This window comes from Flavobacterium chryseum, from assembly GCF_004362015.1.
Classification (GTDB): Bacteria; Bacteroidota; Bacteroidia; order Flavobacteriales; family Flavobacteriaceae; genus Flavobacterium.
Window position 1 is genome coordinate 551,658 of sequence record NZ_SNWW01000001.1, and the last position, 19,346, is coordinate 571,003.

Genomic DNA, 19,346 nt, shown 5'->3' on the forward strand with positions numbered 1-19,346 from the left:
TTAAAAATAGCAACGAAGCTTTGTTCTGAAATTTTATTTGGAGTTGAGGCAAAAGAAATATTCTCTGACAAATAATTTTGTCAAATAAAAAGAAGGTAAAGTGTAAAAGAAAAACTTAGGTTAGCGAATTATCGTTTTCATTTGGGAAAATGATCCACGGTTTGAAGGTTTTTGCTTCTTCAAATTCCAGGGTTGCATATGAAATGATAATAATAATATCGTCTTTTTGAACCTTTCTCGCTGCAGGACCATTCAGTGTAATTTCACCTGAATTTTTTTCTCCTTTAATAGCATAAGTTTCAAAACGCTCGCCATTATTAATGTTTACAATAGCTACTTTTTCGCCTTCAATAATGTTTGAAGCTTCCAGTAGAGTTTCATCAATAGTAATACTGCCAATATAATTTAAATCGGCACCAGTTACCTTAACTCGATGAATTTTTGATTTTATAACTTGAATTTGCATGTTGCAAAGGTAAATTAATTTAATGAAATGGTATCAATCAGTCTTATAGAATTAACAAATACCGCTATAAATGCACGATAATTTTTGTCTTTACTTTTATGATCGATAGGTAATAATGTAGATTCGTCAGCAATAACAAAATATTCGAGGTCAAATCTTTCATTGTCTTTGAAAGAATTTTCTACAAATTCAATAGTTTCCTGAGGGCTTTTTGTTTTGAATATTTCTTTTGCTTCGGTTAAAGTTTTATAAATAATCGAAGCTTCTTTGCGTTCTTCGACAGTCAGACGCTCATTTCTAGAACTCATAGCTAGTTGGTTGTCTTCTCTAAAAATAGGACAGCCAACCACGTTTACAGGCAAATGATTTTTTTCGACCATTTTTTTAACAATCTGCAATTGCTGAAAATCTTTTTCTCCAAAATAAGCATTTGTTGGAGTTACGATTTCAAATAGCCTTTTTACGATCGTGCCAACACCATTAAAGTGTCCGGGTCTGAATTTTCCTTCCATTTGATTTTCTAGTCCGTCAAAATCAAAATCCTGTGAAACAGTGTTTCCTTCGTAAATATCTTCTACAGATGGAGCGTATAATATGATTTTATCGTTTAAAATACGCATTTTTTTAACATCTTCCTCCAAGGTTCTAGGATATTTAGCTAAATCTTCAGGATTGTTAAATTGAGTTGGATTTACGAAAATACTAACTACAGTATCGTCGTTTTCTCTAAGAGATCGTTGCATTAAAGCCAGATGCCCTTGGTGTAAAGCGCCCATTGTTGGTACAAACCCGATGGTCGAATTTGTGGTTTTGATAGTTTTTAAATAAGCTATCAAAGCTACTTTACCGTAGAAAATATGCATGTTGGTATTATTAAAATTTAGTGCAAACATAATATATTAGTTATAAACTGCATAAATTTTTGTAATTTTGCAACGTTTTTATTACCAAAAATTAAGTAAAATACTATTATGAAAGATAAGAGGATATTATATGTATCATCTGAAGTCGTGCCTTATTTGGCTGAAAATGAGGTTTCTTTAATGTCTTATGACGTTCCGAAAATGATTAATGATCAAGGCGGTCAGATAAGAATTTTCATGCCAAGATATGGAAATATCAACGAAAGAAGACATCAGTTACACGAAGTAATAAGACTTTCAGGAATGAATTTGGTAGTGAATGATTTAGATATGCCATTGATTATCAAGGTAGCTTCAATTCCCAAAGAAAGAATCCAGGTCTATTTTATTGATAATGATGAATATTTTAAACGTAAAGCAACTTTTGCTGACGAAGAAGGAGCATTGTATCCCGATAATGACGAGCGTGCTATATTTTTTGCTAAAGGCGTTGTAGAAACAGTAAAGAAATTAAACTGGGTTCCGGATATAATTCACGTGCACGGTTGGCTGGCTGCAATGCTGCCAATTTACATGAAGCATTACTATAAAAATGAAGCTTTATTTTCTGAAACTAAAATTGTAACCTCAGTATATGGTCAATCTTTTGATGAAAATTTAGATTTAGAAATGATAAACAAGGTAAAATTTGATGGAGTTCCTCATGAAGCAATTGCTGATTTGGAAATCCCAAATTATGAAAATGTTCTTAAAGCCAGTATCTTACATTCTGATGCTGTAATTATTGCATCTGAAAACGTATCGCCAAGTTTAACAAAATTTATAGAATCTTCAGGAAAACCTTTTTTACCTTTCGCCACGAAAGATGCATTCGCAGAGGCGTATACAAATTTCTATAAAACGATGGGTCTTTAAAATTTTAACTTTATTATTAAACATGTACAATACTTCTTTTATTAAGAAAATTCTATTAGCTGCTACAGTTGTTCTTTTATATTCTTGCGATAAAGATTTTAACGCCATCGGTGATAATTTGATCGGGGATGATCATTTCGGGTTAGAACCAGAAAAATATGATGTTGTTGCATACAACCAGGAAATAACTCCTATTCAGTCAAATTCCTTAATAGTTAATGCTCTGGGAATTTATGATAATCCAGTTTTAGGAACGACTACTGGAAATTTTGCTACACAAGTTGCACTTGCCAGTTACGCACCATCTATTGGTGATGAACCTGTTATAGAAAGTGTCTTGCTTAGCGTTCCGTATTTTAGTCATGCAACAAGTGTAAGTACTGACGGCTTAACTACTTACGCATTAGATTCTATTTATGGAGCACCGGAAGGAAAATTTAAACTAAGTGTTTACGAGTCAGGTATTCAGATGCGCGCTTCTTCTTTTGAAAATGGAACACAGGTGGCTCAATTATATTATACAGATCAGGCTACTAATTCTGATGATGTTAATTTTGACACAAAAAAAGTTGGAAATAGATTGAATAACGGAGGCGTATTAGAAAATGATGAATTCTTTTTTAATTCTAGTGAAATTACTGATGTAACAAAAGGTACTGATGGCAAAGATATTATTACTAGAGTAGCTCCTGAAATGCGTTTGAATTTAGATAAAGCATTTTTTCAAACTAAAATCTTAAGTGCCTCTGCAACAAAACTCGCGACTGCAGATGTTTTTCAGGAGTATTTTAGAGGGTTATACTTTAAGGTAGAAAAATCAGGTAGTAGCCCAAGCAATATGGCTTTGCTTAATTTTGCCCAAGGTAAAATTACAATTAAGTATAAGGCTAAAACCGATATTACAACCGATGCAGAAACTGTAAAAGATGATAGGACTTTAGTAATAAATCTAACTGGAAGCACAGCTAGCTTGCTTAATGATGTTAAGGAACCAACTTATCTTAATGCAATACAGCATCCTATTTCAACTGGAGACGATAGACTTTATTTAAAAGGAGGACAAGGATCTTTAGCGGTTTTAGAACTTAAAGATTTTGCTTCTAAATTACAAGCAATTAGAGATAATAACTGGAAGGTGAATGAAGCTAATTTGGTTTTTCATATTGATGCTGAAAAAATGGCTGTAAAAGGCGCGGATAATTTGCAAGCAAAAGAGCCAAAAAGAGTTTATCTATATGATTTAGATAATAATGCTCCTATTATAGATTATGCTGCTGATGGAAGTTCAAGCATTACATCTGATCCGAGAATGATAAAAGTTATTTACGGAGGTATAATAAATGTCGATGCAACTACAAAAAGAGGAACTACTTATAAAATTAGATTAACGAGTCATATCCGAAATCTTATAAAAGATGCTACTGCAAAAAATGTAAGATTAGGCTTGGTTGTTGTTGATGATATAAATGTTGTTGCATCAAACAAATTAAAATTAAAAAACAGCGTTATTTCAGAAGCGCCTAGAGCGACAGTTTTGAATCCATTAGGAACAGTATTGTTTGGAAACAATATTCCTTCAGGAGATGCTAATTATGCTAAAAGGCTTCAGCTTGAAATTTACTACACGAAACCAAATTAATAAATATATATGTGTGGAATTGTTGGATATATCGGACATAGAGAAGCTTACCCTATTATTATAAAGGGATTAAAGCGACTTGAGTACAGAGGATATGACAGTGCCGGTGTTATGCTATATGATACTGAAGCAGGAATAAAGCTTTGTAAAACAAAAGGTAAGGTTTCAGATCTTGAGGCCAAAGCAAAAGATAATTTTACTACGAACGGAACTATAGGAATTGGCCACACTCGTTGGGCTACTCACGGAGTTCCAAATGATGTAAACTCTCATCCGCATCTTTCTAATTCGGGTGAATTGGTAATAATTCACAATGGTATTATTGAGAATTATGCTCCATTAAAAGAAGAATTAATAAAAAGAGGTTACACTTTTAAATCTGATACTGATACTGAAGTTTTAGTTAACTTAATAGAAGAAGTTCAGAAAAATGAAAACATAAAACTTGGAAAAGCAGTTCAGATTGCTTTAAATCAAGTTGTTGGAGCATATGCAATCGCGGTTTTTGATAAAAAAAACCCGAATGAAATTGTTGCGGCAAGATTAGGTAGTCCGTTGGCTATTGGTGTTGGAGAAGGAGAGTTTTTTATTGCTTCTGATGCTTCGCCATTTATCGAATATACTTCAAATGCTATTTACTTGGAAGATGGTGAAATGGCAAACATAAGATTGCACAAGCCTCTTAAAGTTAGAAAAATAAAAGATGACACTTTAGTTGATCCTTACATTCAGGAACTTCAAATGAATTTGGAGCAAATTGAAAAAGGTGGTTATGATCATTTCATGTTAAAAGAGATCTACGAACAGCCAAGTGTAATTAAAGATACTTACAGAGGTAGGCTTCATGCTAATGAAGGAATTGTTCAGATGGCTGGTGTTGAGGATAATTTAGAGAAATTCTTAAACGCAAAACGTATTTTGATCGTGGCTTGTGGTACTTCATGGCACGCAGGTTTAGTAGCAGAATATATTTTTGAAGAATTTACCCGTATTCCCGTTGAAGTGGAATATGCTTCTGAATTTAGATACAGAAACCCAATTATTAATAAAGACGATGTTGTAATCGCTATTTCTCAATCTGGAGAAACGGCAGATACAATGGCTGCTATAAAATTGGCCAAAGAAAACGGAGCTTTCGTTTTTGGGGTTTGTAATGTAGTGGGTTCTTCTATTTCTAGAGAAAGTCATGCTGGAGCTTATACGCACGCAGGGCCTGAAATCGGGGTTGCTTCAACAAAAGCTTTTACAACTCAAATTACAGTTTTAACTATGATCGCGTTGCGATTAGGTAAAGCTAAAGGAACGTTATCAAACACAGATTATCATACTTACTTGCAAGAATTAGAAATAATTCCTGAAAAAGTAGCAGAGGCATTACAAACAAACGACAGAGCTAAAGAAATTGCAGCAATTTTTAAAGATGCTCCAAATTGTTTGTATCTGGGACGTGGTTATAATTTCCCGGTTGCTCTTGAAGGTGCATTAAAACTGAAAGAGATCTCATATATTCATGCCGAAGGTTATCCTGCAGCAGAAATGAAACACGGTCCAATCGCTTTAATTGATGAGCACATGCCAGTTATTGTAATTGCACCAAAACAAGGTCACTATGATAAGATTGTAAGTAACATTCAGGAAATAAAATCAAGAAGCGGTAAAATTATCGCGGTAGTTACTAAAGGCGACACACAAGTTCGTGAATTAGCAGATTATGTAATTGAGATTCCAGAAACTTCAGATGCTTTATCTCCATTAATTACAACCATACCATTGCAATTACTTTCATATTATATTGCTGTCATGAGAGGTTGTAACGTAGACCAACCGCGTAACTTAGCAAAGTCTGTTACAGTAGAATAAATACTTAAAATATATTAATGTTAAAAAAGCGAGATTTAGGTCTCGCTTTTTTTATGATATTTTTATTTTTTGTTAACAAAATATTTGTAAGTATTAGTTTATGATTATATATTTGTAAGAAATGTATTAAATGCACGCCTTATGAAAAAATATATTCCGATCCTTTTCCTTTTATTTTGCTTCACAGCAAATGCACAAGCCAAACTAAGCTTTAGTTATGATGTAGCAGGAAATCAAATCAGCCGAATTCTTTGTATTAACTGCGTCTCAAAAGCAGTCAAAGAGGTAAAAGAAATCGAGGCTATTACGCAAGATGATTTATTACAGTTTTCAGAAAAAGACTTCATCTCCTATTACCCGAATCCGGTACGTGAAGAACTGTATTTGCAATGGCAATTGATAAATGAGAATTACGTCACTTCAATACACTTATATTCAGTAACAGGTCAGATTTTAAGAACTTATCAGCAAAATCTTCAGGATAATAATCTTACGATACCTTTTCAAAATTATCCTTCAGGAATCTATATCGTTTTGATGTCTTACAAAGAGGGAGGAGAGAAATCGATTAAAATCATCAAACAATAAGCGACATGAAGAATATTTACTTTACCCTGATTTTTTTATTGTTTGGTTTTTTGGTTTCGGCGCAGACTTCTACCGAAGGAGAAATTGTTAGTGAAACAACCATTATAAAAAGAATTCCTAGTAATGATCCAATTAACACTATAACCAATAAAACACTTTTATCTGCGGTAATGGGTGCTACAAATGCTCCAACAGGCACTTCTGCAGAAGTAGGTATTACACAAGGCGAATTATCGGTTTCATTAAATGGAAATGCAAATTATACAATTCCTATTGCGGTACCCAAAGGTGTAAATAATGTTGAGCCTCAAATTAATATAACTTACAATAGCCAAAACGGGCTAAGTGGTACAGCTGCACGTGGTTGGGATATTTCAGGAATTTCCTCCATAACCAGAATACCAGCTGCTAAATTTCATGATGGAGTAATAGATCCGGTAGATTTTAATGTATTAGACCGGTTTGCACTAGATGGGCAAAGACTAATAGTAAAAAGCGGAACATCGGGAGTTTATGGCTCGGACAAAACAGTTTATGAAACTGAATATTTTTCGAATATTAGGATTACTTCTTATGGAGTTTCACCTTTTGGCGCAAATTATGGTCCAGCTTATTTTTTAGTAGAATACCCGGAGGGATCTAAAGCATATTATGGCAATTCAACAAATTCCAGATCAATTATGGAATGGTCAATTTTATATTATGAAAATGCCCAAGGGGTTAGAATTAATTATAGTTATATATTGTTAAATAATACTTTATATATTGATAGTGTCAAATATGGAGCTTTAGGTAGTAATGTTTCTCCTAATGATGTAAAATTTATTTATGAAGACAGGGCTGTTCCTGCAAATAGTTATGTTGGAGGGCAAAATGTTATAAGAGGTAAAAGGCTTAAAGAAATAAAAACGACTACAAACGGAATAGGTTTTAGAAATTACAGTTTTTCGTATTTAGCAGTAGATCGTATAAATAAAATAACAGAAACAAGTGGAGATGGAACAAAGAGTTATAATCCAACTCTTTTTGATTATGACATGACTTCTGAGGAAATAAAATATATAAACATTGAGACTAAATTAAATATAGGAAATATAAATTCATTAAATGTTGGGGCTATTTCTGGGGATTTTGATGGCGATGGTAAAATGGATTGCCTGGTTTACCCAACACTTGGAGCCGATGCTAAAGCAAAATATTGGTTATATGCTGATATTCAATCGGGAAATAATCCTAATATGGGATTAGAACATAAGGTAGGTGCTTTTGAGGACATCTTTGCAGCTACTTTTTTAAGTTCTGATAATAAAATTTTGCCGCAAGGCTGGGTGGTTGCAAAAAAAATAGGCTCCGAATATACTTTTTCAGCTTATGGTATGATAAATTTACTTGGAAGTTCTCATATAAAGAAGCATTATGACCGGGTTATTACTATTCCAAAAAATTTTGTTACAAAAAAAATAGTGTCAGGCGATTTTAATGGAGACGGGTTAACCGATATTTTGATTTTTGACCAATCTCTTAATGAAAATATTGTTTCAGGTACACAAACCTATTTTATAGATTTAAAAAGAGATAATTTTACAAACTATTTAACATTACCAGGGCAGTTAACTGCTCCCTTGTCAAGATCTGCGAGAGTAGAGGTTGCTGATTTTAATGGTGATGGTAAATCTGATTTGTTTGTATTCGACTCGGGCATTTTAACTATTTATTCGTTAAACAGAGAAAACAAACTTGTCATTTTGTATAATACAAATGCTATTGATTATACTTTAATTGCACCAAGTGAGTATCCTTATTTAACAACTAATATGCCTATTTTAATTGGCGATTATAATGGAGATGGGAAATCTGATTTTATGATTCCAAAGAAATACGGTTCATCAGAATGGTATAAATATACTTCGACAGGAACTACCTTGATAAAAGAAGAGAAAACTTATGTATCGGTTTTTAATAAAAATGAATCAAATTATACATATAATTATTTTGCCACAGACTATAATAATGATGGCAAGGCAGATTTAATAAGCTCCTTAAATTACGGAGATAAAAATGGAGGGTACATAAGTGTATTATGCTATCCAAATATAAATAGTGATTTTACTTCTAAAGCAACAATTAGTTCAACAGGAACAAAAAGTGACATTAACATTTATGCCCTTCCGGTATTTTTACCTCAGTCTTTGAGCAGTTCAAATAGCGCTGCAAATAAAGTCAATTCGACACTCGAAATCGCTTTTTTTAATCAAAATAACATTCATTTTTTCAATTCAGGCTACGATTACAAAAAGGGTAATTTATTAACAAATATTACAACAGGCAACGGCGTACAGGAAGCCATTACTTATATTCCGTTAGATTCGAAGTTTGCGAATACGTATCAAAATACTACTATTTATAAGCCAAGTAAAGAAATCGCGAATTATCCTGATTTTGATATTACGATTGATCTAAAAGTTTAAAGTGGGCAAAAGAACAAAAAGATTTTAATAGCCCCCCAAGAGTAGGAGTCGATCCGATGTCTATTAAGTTATGGGATAATTACAATGGAGATCATAGTTTAAATGCTCCCTCTGATTTTGGGTCACTACTAGAAATAAGTGGTCAAGAGGGGCACTTAATTTCCCAACTCTATTTCGACAGTACGTGGAATGGTTCAAGAATACTTTATAGGTCTGCTTTTTATGATCAGCATACCTGGGAAAGCTGGCGGTATCTTTTAGACTCTAAAAGCGATGTTGAAACTTCAGGAAATTTAAAAATTGGTGGAATTGGGACAAATTATATATCAGGTAATCTTGGGATTGGAGTAAGTAATCCATCGAATGATCAAGGCTGGGGCAGAGTGTTAGATGTCGCTGGAATTCATCATTCTAAAATTTTAGCAACTTCGGAAAATACCTTATATAAAGTTGGTATTTTTGCGCACAATGAAGGATGGGTATGGTGGGGGTGGATTTGTGGGTACTGAAAGTAATCATTCATTGCATTTAATAACTAATTACAATGTAAAAATGTCTATCTTAACAAATGGTAATGTAGGCATCGGCACAACAAACCCAACTTCAAAACTTACAGTAGCCGGAAACATTCATGCTCAGGAAGTAAAAGTAACAATTAATGCAGGATTGGTTCCTGATTATGTTTTTGCTAACAATTATAAACTAAAATCACTGCAGGAAATTGAAAATTATATTAAACAAAATAATCACTTGCCTGAAATTCCATCGGCTACAGAAATCGAAAAAGACGGTTTAATGTTGGCAGAAATGAATTTAAGCTTACTTAAAAAGATGGAAGAAATCACACTCTACATGATCGAACAGAACAAACAAATTATAGATTTGAAAAGCCGATTAGAAAAAGTAGAAAGAGCTTCACTAAAGTAATAAAACAGCTTATGTTAAAAAAGCGAGATTTAAGTCTCGCTTTTTTTATTTGCCAAATATTTTTCTACAACGATGTATTTTTATTAAATCCTCAATTTTTTTCTTAATTTTTATATGTATGCATACTATTTCAGTTTTGGTAAGCATTGTTGTTGCTGTTAATTTAACAAAACAGAATATGGAAAAGTTAAAATTGTGGCAAAAAGATGTGTTATATTAATTTTTTTTAACATTTTTTTATTAATACTAAAATTATTTGTATTTTGGCTACATAAACTAACCAAAAAAAGACCAAATGAGAGTGTATTTGCTAATTATGTTGTTTTTCTGCGGAATTTCCTTCGCGCAGAATACAGTTACCGGTTCTGTTACCGATAGTAACAAACAATCTATTCCCGGTGCCAATATTAATGTAGTAGGAAGTTCAACAGGAACTTCTACTGATTTTGATGGTACATTTAAACTTAATACTTCTGCTAAACCACCTTTTACAATTAAAATTTCTGCAGTAGGATTTGAATCTAAAACAATTAATGTTACATCACTAAGTCAAATAGTTGATGTAGTTTTAAAAGATGAAGAAACTAAATTAGATGAAATCGTAGTTTCTGCTTCTAGAACTCCGGAAAGGGTTATTGAATCTCCTGTTACAATTGAAAGAATGGGAATTCAGGAAATTAAAAATACAACCGCAGCAACTTTTTATGATGGTTTAGAAAATTTAAAAGAAGTAAACTTTAATACAAGCAGTATTTCTTTTAAATCTATAAATACAAGAGGTTTTGCCACAATTGCTAATACTCGTTTTATGCAATTGGTAGACGGTATGGATAATTCATCTCCTGCCTTAAACTTTGTTTTAGGAAACTTAATTGGTATTTCGGATATTGACGTAGCAAATGTTGAGCTTTTGCCAGGAGCATCTTCTGCACTTTATGGTGCGAATGCTTTTAATGGTATTATGTTTATGAATAGTAAGAGTCCGTTTGCAAACGAAGGCATTAGTGTTTATTACAAATATGGACAAACAAGTCAGGATGCGGCAGGAACAAATGATTATAATGATTTTGGAATAAGAGCAGCAAAAGCGTTTACTAAACACTTTGCAATGAAAGCAAACTTCACTTATATGGAAGCGTCAGAATGGATCGCTGCTGATAAAAGAAGTATGACTGGCGGTTCTATAGGACATGAAATGAATCAAAATTATGACGGATTAAATATTTATGGTGACGAGGTTACTACTTCTATTCCAAATGTTGGACAAGTAAGCAGAACAGGATATCGGGAACAAGATTTAACGGATAATAAAGTTAAAAGTATGAAAGCTGATTTTGGTTTACATTTTAAACCTTGGGCAGATGATACAGAAATTATATTACAATATAAAATTGGTACAGGAAGTACTATCTATCAGGGTGCAAACAGATACGCGTTGAAAGATTTTCTTATGCAGCAAGGTAAATTGGAAGTAAAAGGTAAAAACTTTTTTGCCAGAGTTTATTTTACAAGCGAGGATGCAGGAGATTCTTATGATATGAGATTTGCCGGATGGAATGTTAACAGAATGGCCAAATCAGATAAAAACTGGTTTACAGATTACGGAACAGCTTTTCAGTTATCTTCTGCATTGCTTGGTCTTAATGCAAATGATGCTGCTGTATATGCCAGAAATTTTGCAGATTATAATGTTTCACCAAACTTGCCATTAGTGCCAAATATTGATCCGCTTAATCCTGGTGCTCCACGATCAGCAAGATTCGAACCGGGTTCTGCTCAATTTAAAAGCGCTCTTGCAACAGTGGTGTCTAATCCGGATTTAACACAAGGAGCTAAATTTATAGATCACTCAAAATTATATCATTCTGATGTGAATTATAATTTCAGAGACCTGATCAAATTTGCTGAAATTCAGGTGGGAGGTTCATGGAGAAAATATATAATGGATTCTGAAGGAACAATCTTTACAGATTATGATGGTCCAATTGAGTATAAAGAATATGGTGCTTATGCACAATTGCAAAAAAAATGGATGGATGACAGATTGAAATTTACCGGATCTATACGTTACGATAAAAGTCAGAATTTTGATGGAAATCTTTCACCAAGAATTTCATTTGTGTATTCTGCAGGAGCTTCTAAAAGACATAACTTCAGGGTTTCTTATCAAACAGGTTTTCGTAACCCGACTACACAAGATCAATACATTGGTTTAGATTTAGGGCCATTTGCATTAATTGGTTCAGCAGCTGACAATTTAGATCGTTTTCAGGAAACTGTAAGTGTTAGTCCTTCAGGTCAGACTATCGGCGGGCAGCCAGCAACACTTCCAATGTCTGGTCGTAAAGCATATGAAAATGCATACACACTTGCTTCTGTTCAGGCTTTTGGAGCATCTGGAAGTATAGCAGATCTTAAAGTAGCAAATGTACAATTAGTAAAACCAGAACAAGTACAGGCATTTGAAGCTGGATATCGTACAGTTGTTCAAAACGATTTATCAATAGACATTAATGGATACTACAATATCTACAATGATTTTATGAATACGTCTAGAGTGATTTCTCCTTATTATGGAACAGTAGGAACAGGTACTACAGATCCTGAAGTATTAAAAAGTTATCAAGCATTAGCTTTTGGTGACAGAAGAGTTTATCAGGTTTATACCAATACTACTGCTCAAATTACATCATTAGGTTTTGGAGTTGGTTTGTCTAAAAAAGTATATAAAGATTTTGAACTTGGAGTAAACTATAATTATGCACAGTTTAATTTTGACCAATCAGATGATCCAAGTTTTGTGGCAGGATTTAATACTCCAAAACACAGAATTAAAGCGTCTCTTGGTAATTCTAAGCTAACTAAAAATTTAGGATTTAACGTAAACGTAAGATGGAATACAGAATATTTATGGCAATCTTCTTTTGGAGATGGTATGATTCCGGAAAACACAGTTCTTGATGCTCAGGTTAATTATGGTATTCCAAAACTGAAATCGGTTATTAAAGTTGGAGCAACAAACCTTTTTGGAGAAGATTATCTTCAGGTAATTGGTGCGGGAGCAATTGGTAAGATGTGGTTTGCTTCATGGATCATTAATCCTTAAATGAAAGAGATTATTTGAATGTGAAGGATTTACTTCTTTAATAAGGAAGTACTAAATAATTTAAAAGTTAATAACATGAAAAAAAATATAAAATGGCTGTTCTTGGTTTCTTTAACCTTTATGGCATGTAATAATGATGAAGATAATGCAACGCCAGCAGAAGTTCCTGTAACACCTGGTTCGGCAGTTTTTACAAAATATGTGGCACTTGGTGATTCTTTTGCTGCAGGATATAGCGATAATGCACTTTTCAAAAAAGGACAGGAAAACGGATATCCTAATATATTAGCGCAACAGTTTGCGGCAGCAGGAGGTGGTACTTTTGCAATACCCTATATGAATGATAATAAAGGAGGATTATTGCTAGGTGGTACTATAATAGCGGGAACTCGTTTGTATTTTACACCACAAAGAACTGCAGTTCCTGTAGCTGGCCCGCCAACTACAGAAGTTACAACGCATCTTACAGGTCCGTTTAACAATATGGGAGTTCCGGGGGCAAAAAGTTTTCATTTAGTTGCAGCCAATTATGGTAATGTTGCTGGTGTGGCGTCAGGCGCGGCTAATCCTTATTTTGCGAGATTTGCAAGTACTCCATCCGCAACAGTTTTAGCAGATGCGTTAGCGCAGTCACCTACGTTTTTCTCTTTGTTTATTGGAGGGAATGATGTTTTGAGTTACGCCACTTCTGGAGGAACTGGAAAAGATCAGACCGGTAATATGAATCCTGCAACTTATGGAGGAAATGATATTACTGATCCAACGGTGTTTGCAAGTGTATATTCTTCTTTATTGACAGCGTTAACAACAAACGGCGCAAAAGGAGTAGTGGCAAATTTACCATACATTACAACTTTGCCTCATTTTACAACTGTTCCTTACAATCCTCTTACGCCTCAATTGTTAGGAAGTAAACTAGATCTTCTTAATACCCAATTATATGGTCCGTTAAATAAAGTGTTAACAGCTCTAGGAGCTGGTGATAGAATAAATTTATTGTCTGAGACTTCTTCAAATCCTTTGTTGATAAAAGATGAAAGCCTGACTAATCTGTCTGCTCAATTAACTGCGGCATTCACTCCTTCAGTAGGAGCACAAACAGCGGCTTTTTACGGTGCTGTTTTCGGACAGGCAAGACAAGCTAAAGCAACAGACTTGATTCTTTTAACGACACAATCTGCAATTGGTGCCGCTCCTACAGCTGCTGATTCCGGAATAGGTTCTGCTCCGCCAGCGCCATTAAATGCGTTTGGAATATCATATCCGTTACAGGACAAGCATGTTATTATTCCAACAGAAGCAGCAGAAATTAAAAAAGCTACAGATGCGTATAATATCACGATTGAAGCCTTAGCAAAAGAAAAAGGTCTGGCATTTGTTGATACAAGAGCTATAATGACACAATTGTCTACTGTTGGTGTTAAATTTGGCAACTTTACCATGACATCTTCGTTTGCTGTCGGTGGTGCCTTTTCTCTAGATGGAGTTCACCCTAGTCCAAGAGGATATGGCTTAATTGCTAATATTTTTATAGATGCCATAAATGCAAAATACGGTTCGACGCTGCGTCACGTTGATTTGGCCACTTATCAAATTCAATATCCCATGACACTTCCATAAAACTAAAATTTTTATCAAAAAGCCACTCATCTTCAAAGTGTAGTGGCTTTTTTAATTATATAAAAAAATTGCTGTTTTAGATATTTAAGACAGTTCTTTTATGAATCGAACAAAATCGTAGTATTTTTTATAAAAAAAATATTGATTTTATATTTTAAAAAATTATCTTTGCGCTCTGAAAAAAGAGGTATTTTCGATAAACCTAAATAGCTATTTAATAAACACATAAGTAATGTCAAAAGTAATAGGAAAAGTTGCTCAAATCATTGGACCAGTAGTTGACGTTGTTTTCAACGGTAAAGATGTTGAACTTCCAAAAATTTATGATTCATTAGAAATCACAAAAAAAGACGGAACGTTATTAGTTCTTGAAGTACAATCTCACATTGGAGAAAACACTGTTCGTACCATTTCTATGGACTCAACAGATGGTTTATCAAGAGGATATGAAGTAGTTGGAACGGGGAACCCAATCCAAATGCCAATCGGTCCAGATGTATATGGAAGATTATTCAATGTAATTGGAGATGCAATTGATGGTTTAGGAAACTTGCCAAAAACAGGAGAAAACGGTTTGTCTATTCACAGACAAGCTCCTAAATTTGAAGATCTATCAACTTCATCTGAAGTTTTATTCACAGGTATTAAAGTAATCGATTTAATTGAGCCTTATGCAAAAGGGGGTAAAATTGGATTGTTTGGTGGTGCTGGTGTTGGTAAAACAGTATTGATTCAGGAGTTGATCAACAATATTGCAAAAGGTCACGGTGGACTTTCAGTATTCGCAGGAGTAGGTGAGAGAACACGTGAAGGAAATGACTTGCTTCGTGAGATGTTAGAGTCAGGAATTATTAAATACGGTGATGATTTCATGCACTCTATGGAAAATGGAGGATGGGATTTATCTAAAGTAGATATGCCAGGAATGAGAGAGTCTAAAGCTACTTTCGTTTTCGGACAAATGAATGAGCCTCCTGGAGCTCGTGCTCGTGTAGCACTTTCAGGATTATCTATCGCTGAGTATTTCCGTGATGGAGCCGGAACAGATCAAGGTAAAGACGTATTGTTTTTCGTTGATAACATCTTCCGTTTTACACAAGCAGGTTCTGAAGTATCAGCACTTTTAGGTCGTATGCCTTCTGCAGTAGGATACCAACCAACTTTGGCAACAGAGATGGGAGCTATGCAAGAGCGTATTACATCTACAAACAAAGGATCTATTACATCTGTGCAAGCGGTTTACGTTCCTGCGGATGATTTAACTGACCCGGCGCCGGCAACAACGTTTGCTCACTTAGATGCAACAACGGTATTGTCTCGTAAAATTGCAGAGTTAGGTATTTATCCAGCGGTTGACCCGTTAGATTCTACTTCAAGAATTTTGACTCCTCAAATCTTAGGAAATGAGCATTATGATTGTGCACAAAGAGTAAAAGAGATTCTTCAGAAATACAAACAATTGCAAGATATTATTGCGATCTTAGGTATGGAAGAATTATCAGAAGAAGATAAATTATCAGTATCCAGAGCACGTCGTGTACAACGTTTCTTATCTCAACCTTTCCACGTAGCGGAGCAATTTACAGGTATTCCTGGAGTTTTGGTTGATATTAAAGATACTATCAAAGGATTCAACATGATTATTGACGGTAAATTAGATCACCTTCCGGAATCAGCTTTCAACTTGAAAGGTTCTATCCAGGATGCTATCGAAGCTGGAGAAAAAATGTTGGCTGAAGCTTAATATAATTATGAATTATGAGTTATAAGTTTCTACTCACTTATAACTCATAACTTATAACATAACTCAAAAAAAATGATTTTAGAAATAGTATCACCAGAAGCAAAATTATTTTCAGGAGAAGTAACTTCAGTTACATTGCCTGGAGTTGATGGAAGCTTTCAAATATTGAATCACCATGCTCCTATTGTTTCTATTCTAGAAAAAGGAACTATTAAAATTGCAGCGTCAAGTTTTAATTTTTCTAAAGATGTAGCGAGTAAATTCACGAAAGTAAACGACCAGACTTATACACTAGAAATTGAGTCAGGTACTATCGAGATGAAAGACAATAAAATTATTGTTTTAGTTGACTAAGACAATTCTAAAATAAGTTTAAAAAGCCAGACAGTTATGTCTGGCTTTTTTTATTTTCATACTTTAAAGATTATTCTTTACTTTTGAAGTATTAGAATCTCTTTATAAAATATTGATGGTATCATAAAAGCTCAGTAAGCTTTTATTATTTCGCTTTATCTTCCTGATAAAGCGCAAAACATTTATGTCAAATTTTATAAAGAATATATGAAAATTATAAATAAAGTCGCTGTTTTAGGCGGTGGCGGAAGAACTGGAAATTATCTTGTAAACCAGTTATTAAAAGAAGGATTTAGCATAAAACTTTTGCTAAGAAATCCAGAGAATTTCTGCATTCAAAGTTCGCAAATCGAAATTGTCAAAGGCGATGCACTTGATATCGAATCTATAAAAGTAGCATTTCAGGATTGTGATGCCGTAATTACTACTGTTGGACAACGCAAAGACGAACCGCTTGTGGCAAGTTTAGCGACAAAGAACATTTTGCAGGTAATGAATGAATATGGAATCCACCGCTATGTTTTATTGGCTGGATTAAACATTGATACACCATTTGATAAAAAAAGTACCAAAACCCAAATGGCTACGGAATGGATGAAAACCAATTTCCCGATTATTCAGGAAGACCGACAAAAAGCATATAATTTACTGGAAGAAAGTAATGTGAATTGGACACAAGTCCGTGTTCCCTTTATTGAGTTTAAAGATACAAATTCTGAATTAGCAGTAAATCTTGAAGATTGTTTAGGAGATAAAATCAGTGCATATGATATTGCAAATTTTATGATTCAGGAAATGACCGAATCAAAATTTAGCAGACAATCGCCTTTTATAAGTGCGATTTAAAAATTAGATTAAAAACAGCGGGCGATAACAAACCCGCTGTTTCTATAATATTAACTTCAATTTCATAACTTTGCTTTTATGAAATTACCAGAAAACCTGATTCAAAAGCTCGAGAATAGAAAACAGAATAATTCGTTAAGACAATTGCCAAGTTTTAATAATCTTGTCGATTTTTCTTCAAATGATTATATAGGCTTTTCGAAATCGGAAACGGTTTTTAAATTAGCACATCATTATTTAATTGAAAATGAGATTATTCAAAATGGCGCAACAGGTTCCCGATTAATTTCAGGCAATCATTCTTTGTATCAAATCACAGAAACTTTTATAGCGCAATTTCATGAGGCTGAATCTGCTTTAATTTTTAATTCGGGTTACGATGCCAACGTTGGCTTTTTTAGCGCTGTACCGCAACGAAACGATGTTATTTTGTACGATGAATTAAGTCATGCTTCAATTCGGGACGGAATTGTAATGTCGAATGCTAAATCGTATAAATTCAATCATAATGATTTTGAGGATTTAGAACGGTTGATTCTGAAATTTCCTGACACAAATATTTATATTGTTACTGAAACAGTTTTCTCTATGGATGGCGATAGTCCGAATCTGGAAGAATTAGTTCAGCTTTCTGAAAAATACAATTGCTATCTGGTCGTTGATGAAGCACATACTTTAGGTGTTTTTGGAGAAAAAGGGGAAGGTTTGACACAATATCTACAATTGCACAATAGAATTTTTGCACGAATTATGACTTTCGGAAAAGGTTTGGGTTGTCATGGCGCTGCAATTTTAGGCAGCTTAGAATTGAAAGAATATTTAGTAAACTTTGCCCGAAGCTTTATTTATACTACAGGATTGTCTCCACATTCCGTTTCAACAATTTTAACGGCATATCAGCAGTTAGAAATCGAAAAAGAAACTATCGAAAAATTGAGGAAAAATATTGTATTTTTTAATCAGCAGAAAAATTTATTAGGATTAAAGCCAATGTTTGTCCGAAGCAAATCATCGATACAATCAGCCATTATTCCAGGTAATGAAAATGCAAAACAATTAGCGCAACAACTTCAGGATAAAGGTTTTGATGTAAAACCGATACTTTCGCCAACAGTTCCGGAAGGACAGGAACGTTTACGATTTTGTATTCACAGTTATAATTCAGAAGAAGAAATTAATCAGGTTTTGGAGTTATTAGGTAACTTTGTGTTTTAATTATTAACACAGAGATACACAAAGAAACACAAAGCTACACAGACTTTGTAATCTTTTTTTTGCTTTGTGTATGTCTGTGAAATCAAAGCTTATGAAACTATTTATAACCGGTATTTCTACCGATGTTGGTAAAACCATAACTTCGGCAATTGTTGTTGAAGCTTTAGAAGCAGATTATTGGAAACCTGTTCAAGCAGGAGATTTAGACAATTCAGACAGTCATAAAATCAAATCTAAAATCTCGAATAGTAAATCTAAAATTTTCGAGAATAGTTATAAATTGAACACACCAGCAAGTCCACATTTAGCAGCGGAAATTGATGGAATTACTATCGACTTAAAACAAATTGAAGAGCCAAAAACAGAAAATCATCTGGTGATTGAAGGCGCAGGCGGAATATTTGTTCCGTTAAATGATAATGATTCCATTATTGATTTAATTCAGCCCGATTATAAAATTATTGTTGTTTCCAGACATTATCTCGGAAGTATCAATCATACTTTATTGACTATTGAAGCAATTCGAAATCGAGATTTTGAAGTTGCAGGAATTATTTTCAGCGGAAGCGAAAACAAATCAACAGAAGATTTAATTCTCAATAAAACGAACATTAAGTGCATTGGAAGAATTGATGAAGAACCATATTTTGATCAAAACGTAATTAAAGAATACGCTGATTTATTTCGACATAATTTGTTATCGATAGAGAAATCTAAAATCTAAATTCAGAAATC

At 33.8% G+C, this 19,346-nt stretch carries 16 protein-coding genes; 14 read left to right on the forward strand and 2 right to left on the reverse strand.

The genetic code is table 11. From position 1 onward, the window contains the following. Positions 1-115 precede the first annotated feature (115 nt). A complete protein-coding gene (gene panD / locus EV143_RS02345) occupies positions 116-466 on the reverse strand; it encodes an aspartate 1-decarboxylase (RefSeq protein ID WP_017495920.1) in 351 nt (116 codons plus the stop codon). Between the two features lie 14 nt (positions 467-480). Beyond that, a complete protein-coding gene (gene panC / locus EV143_RS02350) occupies positions 481-1,359 on the reverse strand; it encodes a pantoate--beta-alanine ligase (protein ID WP_133506377.1) in 879 nt (292 codons plus the stop codon). A gap of 78 nt (positions 1,360-1,437) precedes the next feature. On the opposite strand from panC, the gene EV143_RS02355 reads away from it, so the two are divergent. From EV143_RS02355 to bioD, 14 genes are all read left to right on the forward strand, one after another. Next, entirely contained in the window at positions 1,438-2,244 is an 807-nt protein-coding gene (locus tag EV143_RS02355; RefSeq protein ID WP_133506378.1) for a glycogen/starch synthase, read from the forward strand. Between the two features lie 22 nt (positions 2,245-2,266). Then, positions 2,267-3,883, forward strand: coding sequence for a DUF4270 domain-containing protein (locus tag EV143_RS02360; protein ID WP_133506379.1), 1,617 nt, complete (start codon positions 2,267-2,269; stop codon positions 3,881-3,883). 9 nt (positions 3,884-3,892) lie between these two features. Then, complete coding sequence (glmS, locus tag EV143_RS02365; protein WP_133506380.1) at positions 3,893-5,743, forward strand: glutamine--fructose-6-phosphate transaminase (isomerizing); 1,851 nt, start codon at positions 3,893-3,895, stop codon at positions 5,741-5,743. 141 nt (positions 5,744-5,884) lie between these two features. Continuing rightward, positions 5,885-6,331, forward strand: a complete 447-nt coding sequence (locus EV143_RS02370; RefSeq protein WP_133506381.1) for a T9SS type A sorting domain-containing protein — start codon at positions 5,885-5,887, stop codon at positions 6,329-6,331. Positions 6,332-6,336: 5 nt separating this feature from the next. After that, positions 6,337-8,799: an FG-GAP-like repeat-containing protein gene (locus tag EV143_RS02375; RefSeq protein WP_133506382.1), complete on the forward strand. Its 2,463-nt coding sequence runs from the start codon at positions 6,337-6,339 to the stop codon at positions 8,797-8,799. A gap of 56 nt (positions 8,800-8,855) precedes the next feature. Beyond that, positions 8,856-9,308, forward strand: coding sequence for a hypothetical protein (locus EV143_RS02380; protein WP_133506383.1), 453 nt, complete (start codon positions 8,856-8,858; stop codon positions 9,306-9,308). After that, positions 9,259-9,726: a tail fiber protein gene (locus tag EV143_RS02385; RefSeq protein WP_133506384.1), complete on the forward strand. Its 468-nt coding sequence runs from the start codon at positions 9,259-9,261 to the stop codon at positions 9,724-9,726. The genes EV143_RS02380 and EV143_RS02385 overlap by 50 nt, the downstream gene beginning before the upstream one ends. A 295-nt stretch (positions 9,727-10,021) precedes the next feature. Then, a complete protein-coding gene (locus EV143_RS02390) occupies positions 10,022-12,832 on the forward strand; it encodes a TonB-dependent receptor (protein WP_133506385.1) in 2,811 nt (936 codons plus the stop codon). A 75-nt stretch (positions 12,833-12,907) separates the two neighbouring features. Continuing rightward, complete coding sequence (locus EV143_RS02395) at positions 12,908-14,452, forward strand: SGNH/GDSL hydrolase family protein (RefSeq protein WP_133506386.1); 1,545 nt, start codon at positions 12,908-12,910, stop codon at positions 14,450-14,452. A 232-nt stretch (positions 14,453-14,684) separates the two neighbouring features. Further along, positions 14,685-16,196 carry a F0F1 ATP synthase subunit beta gene (gene atpD / locus EV143_RS02400; protein ID WP_133506387.1) on the forward strand — a complete coding sequence of 504 codons (1,512 nt, stop codon included), beginning with the start codon at positions 14,685-14,687 and terminating at the stop codon, positions 16,194-16,196. 72 nt (positions 16,197-16,268) lie between these two features. Further along, positions 16,269-16,550, forward strand: coding sequence for a F0F1 ATP synthase subunit epsilon (locus tag EV143_RS02405; RefSeq protein WP_133506388.1), 282 nt, complete (start codon positions 16,269-16,271; stop codon positions 16,548-16,550). Positions 16,551-16,757: 207 nt separating this feature from the next. Continuing rightward, positions 16,758-17,396, forward strand: a complete 639-nt coding sequence (locus tag EV143_RS02410) for an NAD(P)-dependent oxidoreductase (RefSeq protein WP_133506389.1) — start codon at positions 16,758-16,760, stop codon at positions 17,394-17,396. Positions 17,397-17,474: 78 nt separating this feature from the next. Further along, positions 17,475-18,611, forward strand: a complete 1,137-nt coding sequence (locus tag EV143_RS02415) for an aminotransferase class I/II-fold pyridoxal phosphate-dependent enzyme (protein WP_133506390.1) — start codon at positions 17,475-17,477, stop codon at positions 18,609-18,611. A 91-nt stretch (positions 18,612-18,702) separates the two neighbouring features. After that, entirely contained in the window at positions 18,703-19,335 is a 633-nt protein-coding gene (gene bioD, locus EV143_RS02420) for a dethiobiotin synthase (RefSeq protein ID WP_133506391.1), read from the forward strand. Positions 19,336-19,346: the final 11 nt, after the last annotated feature.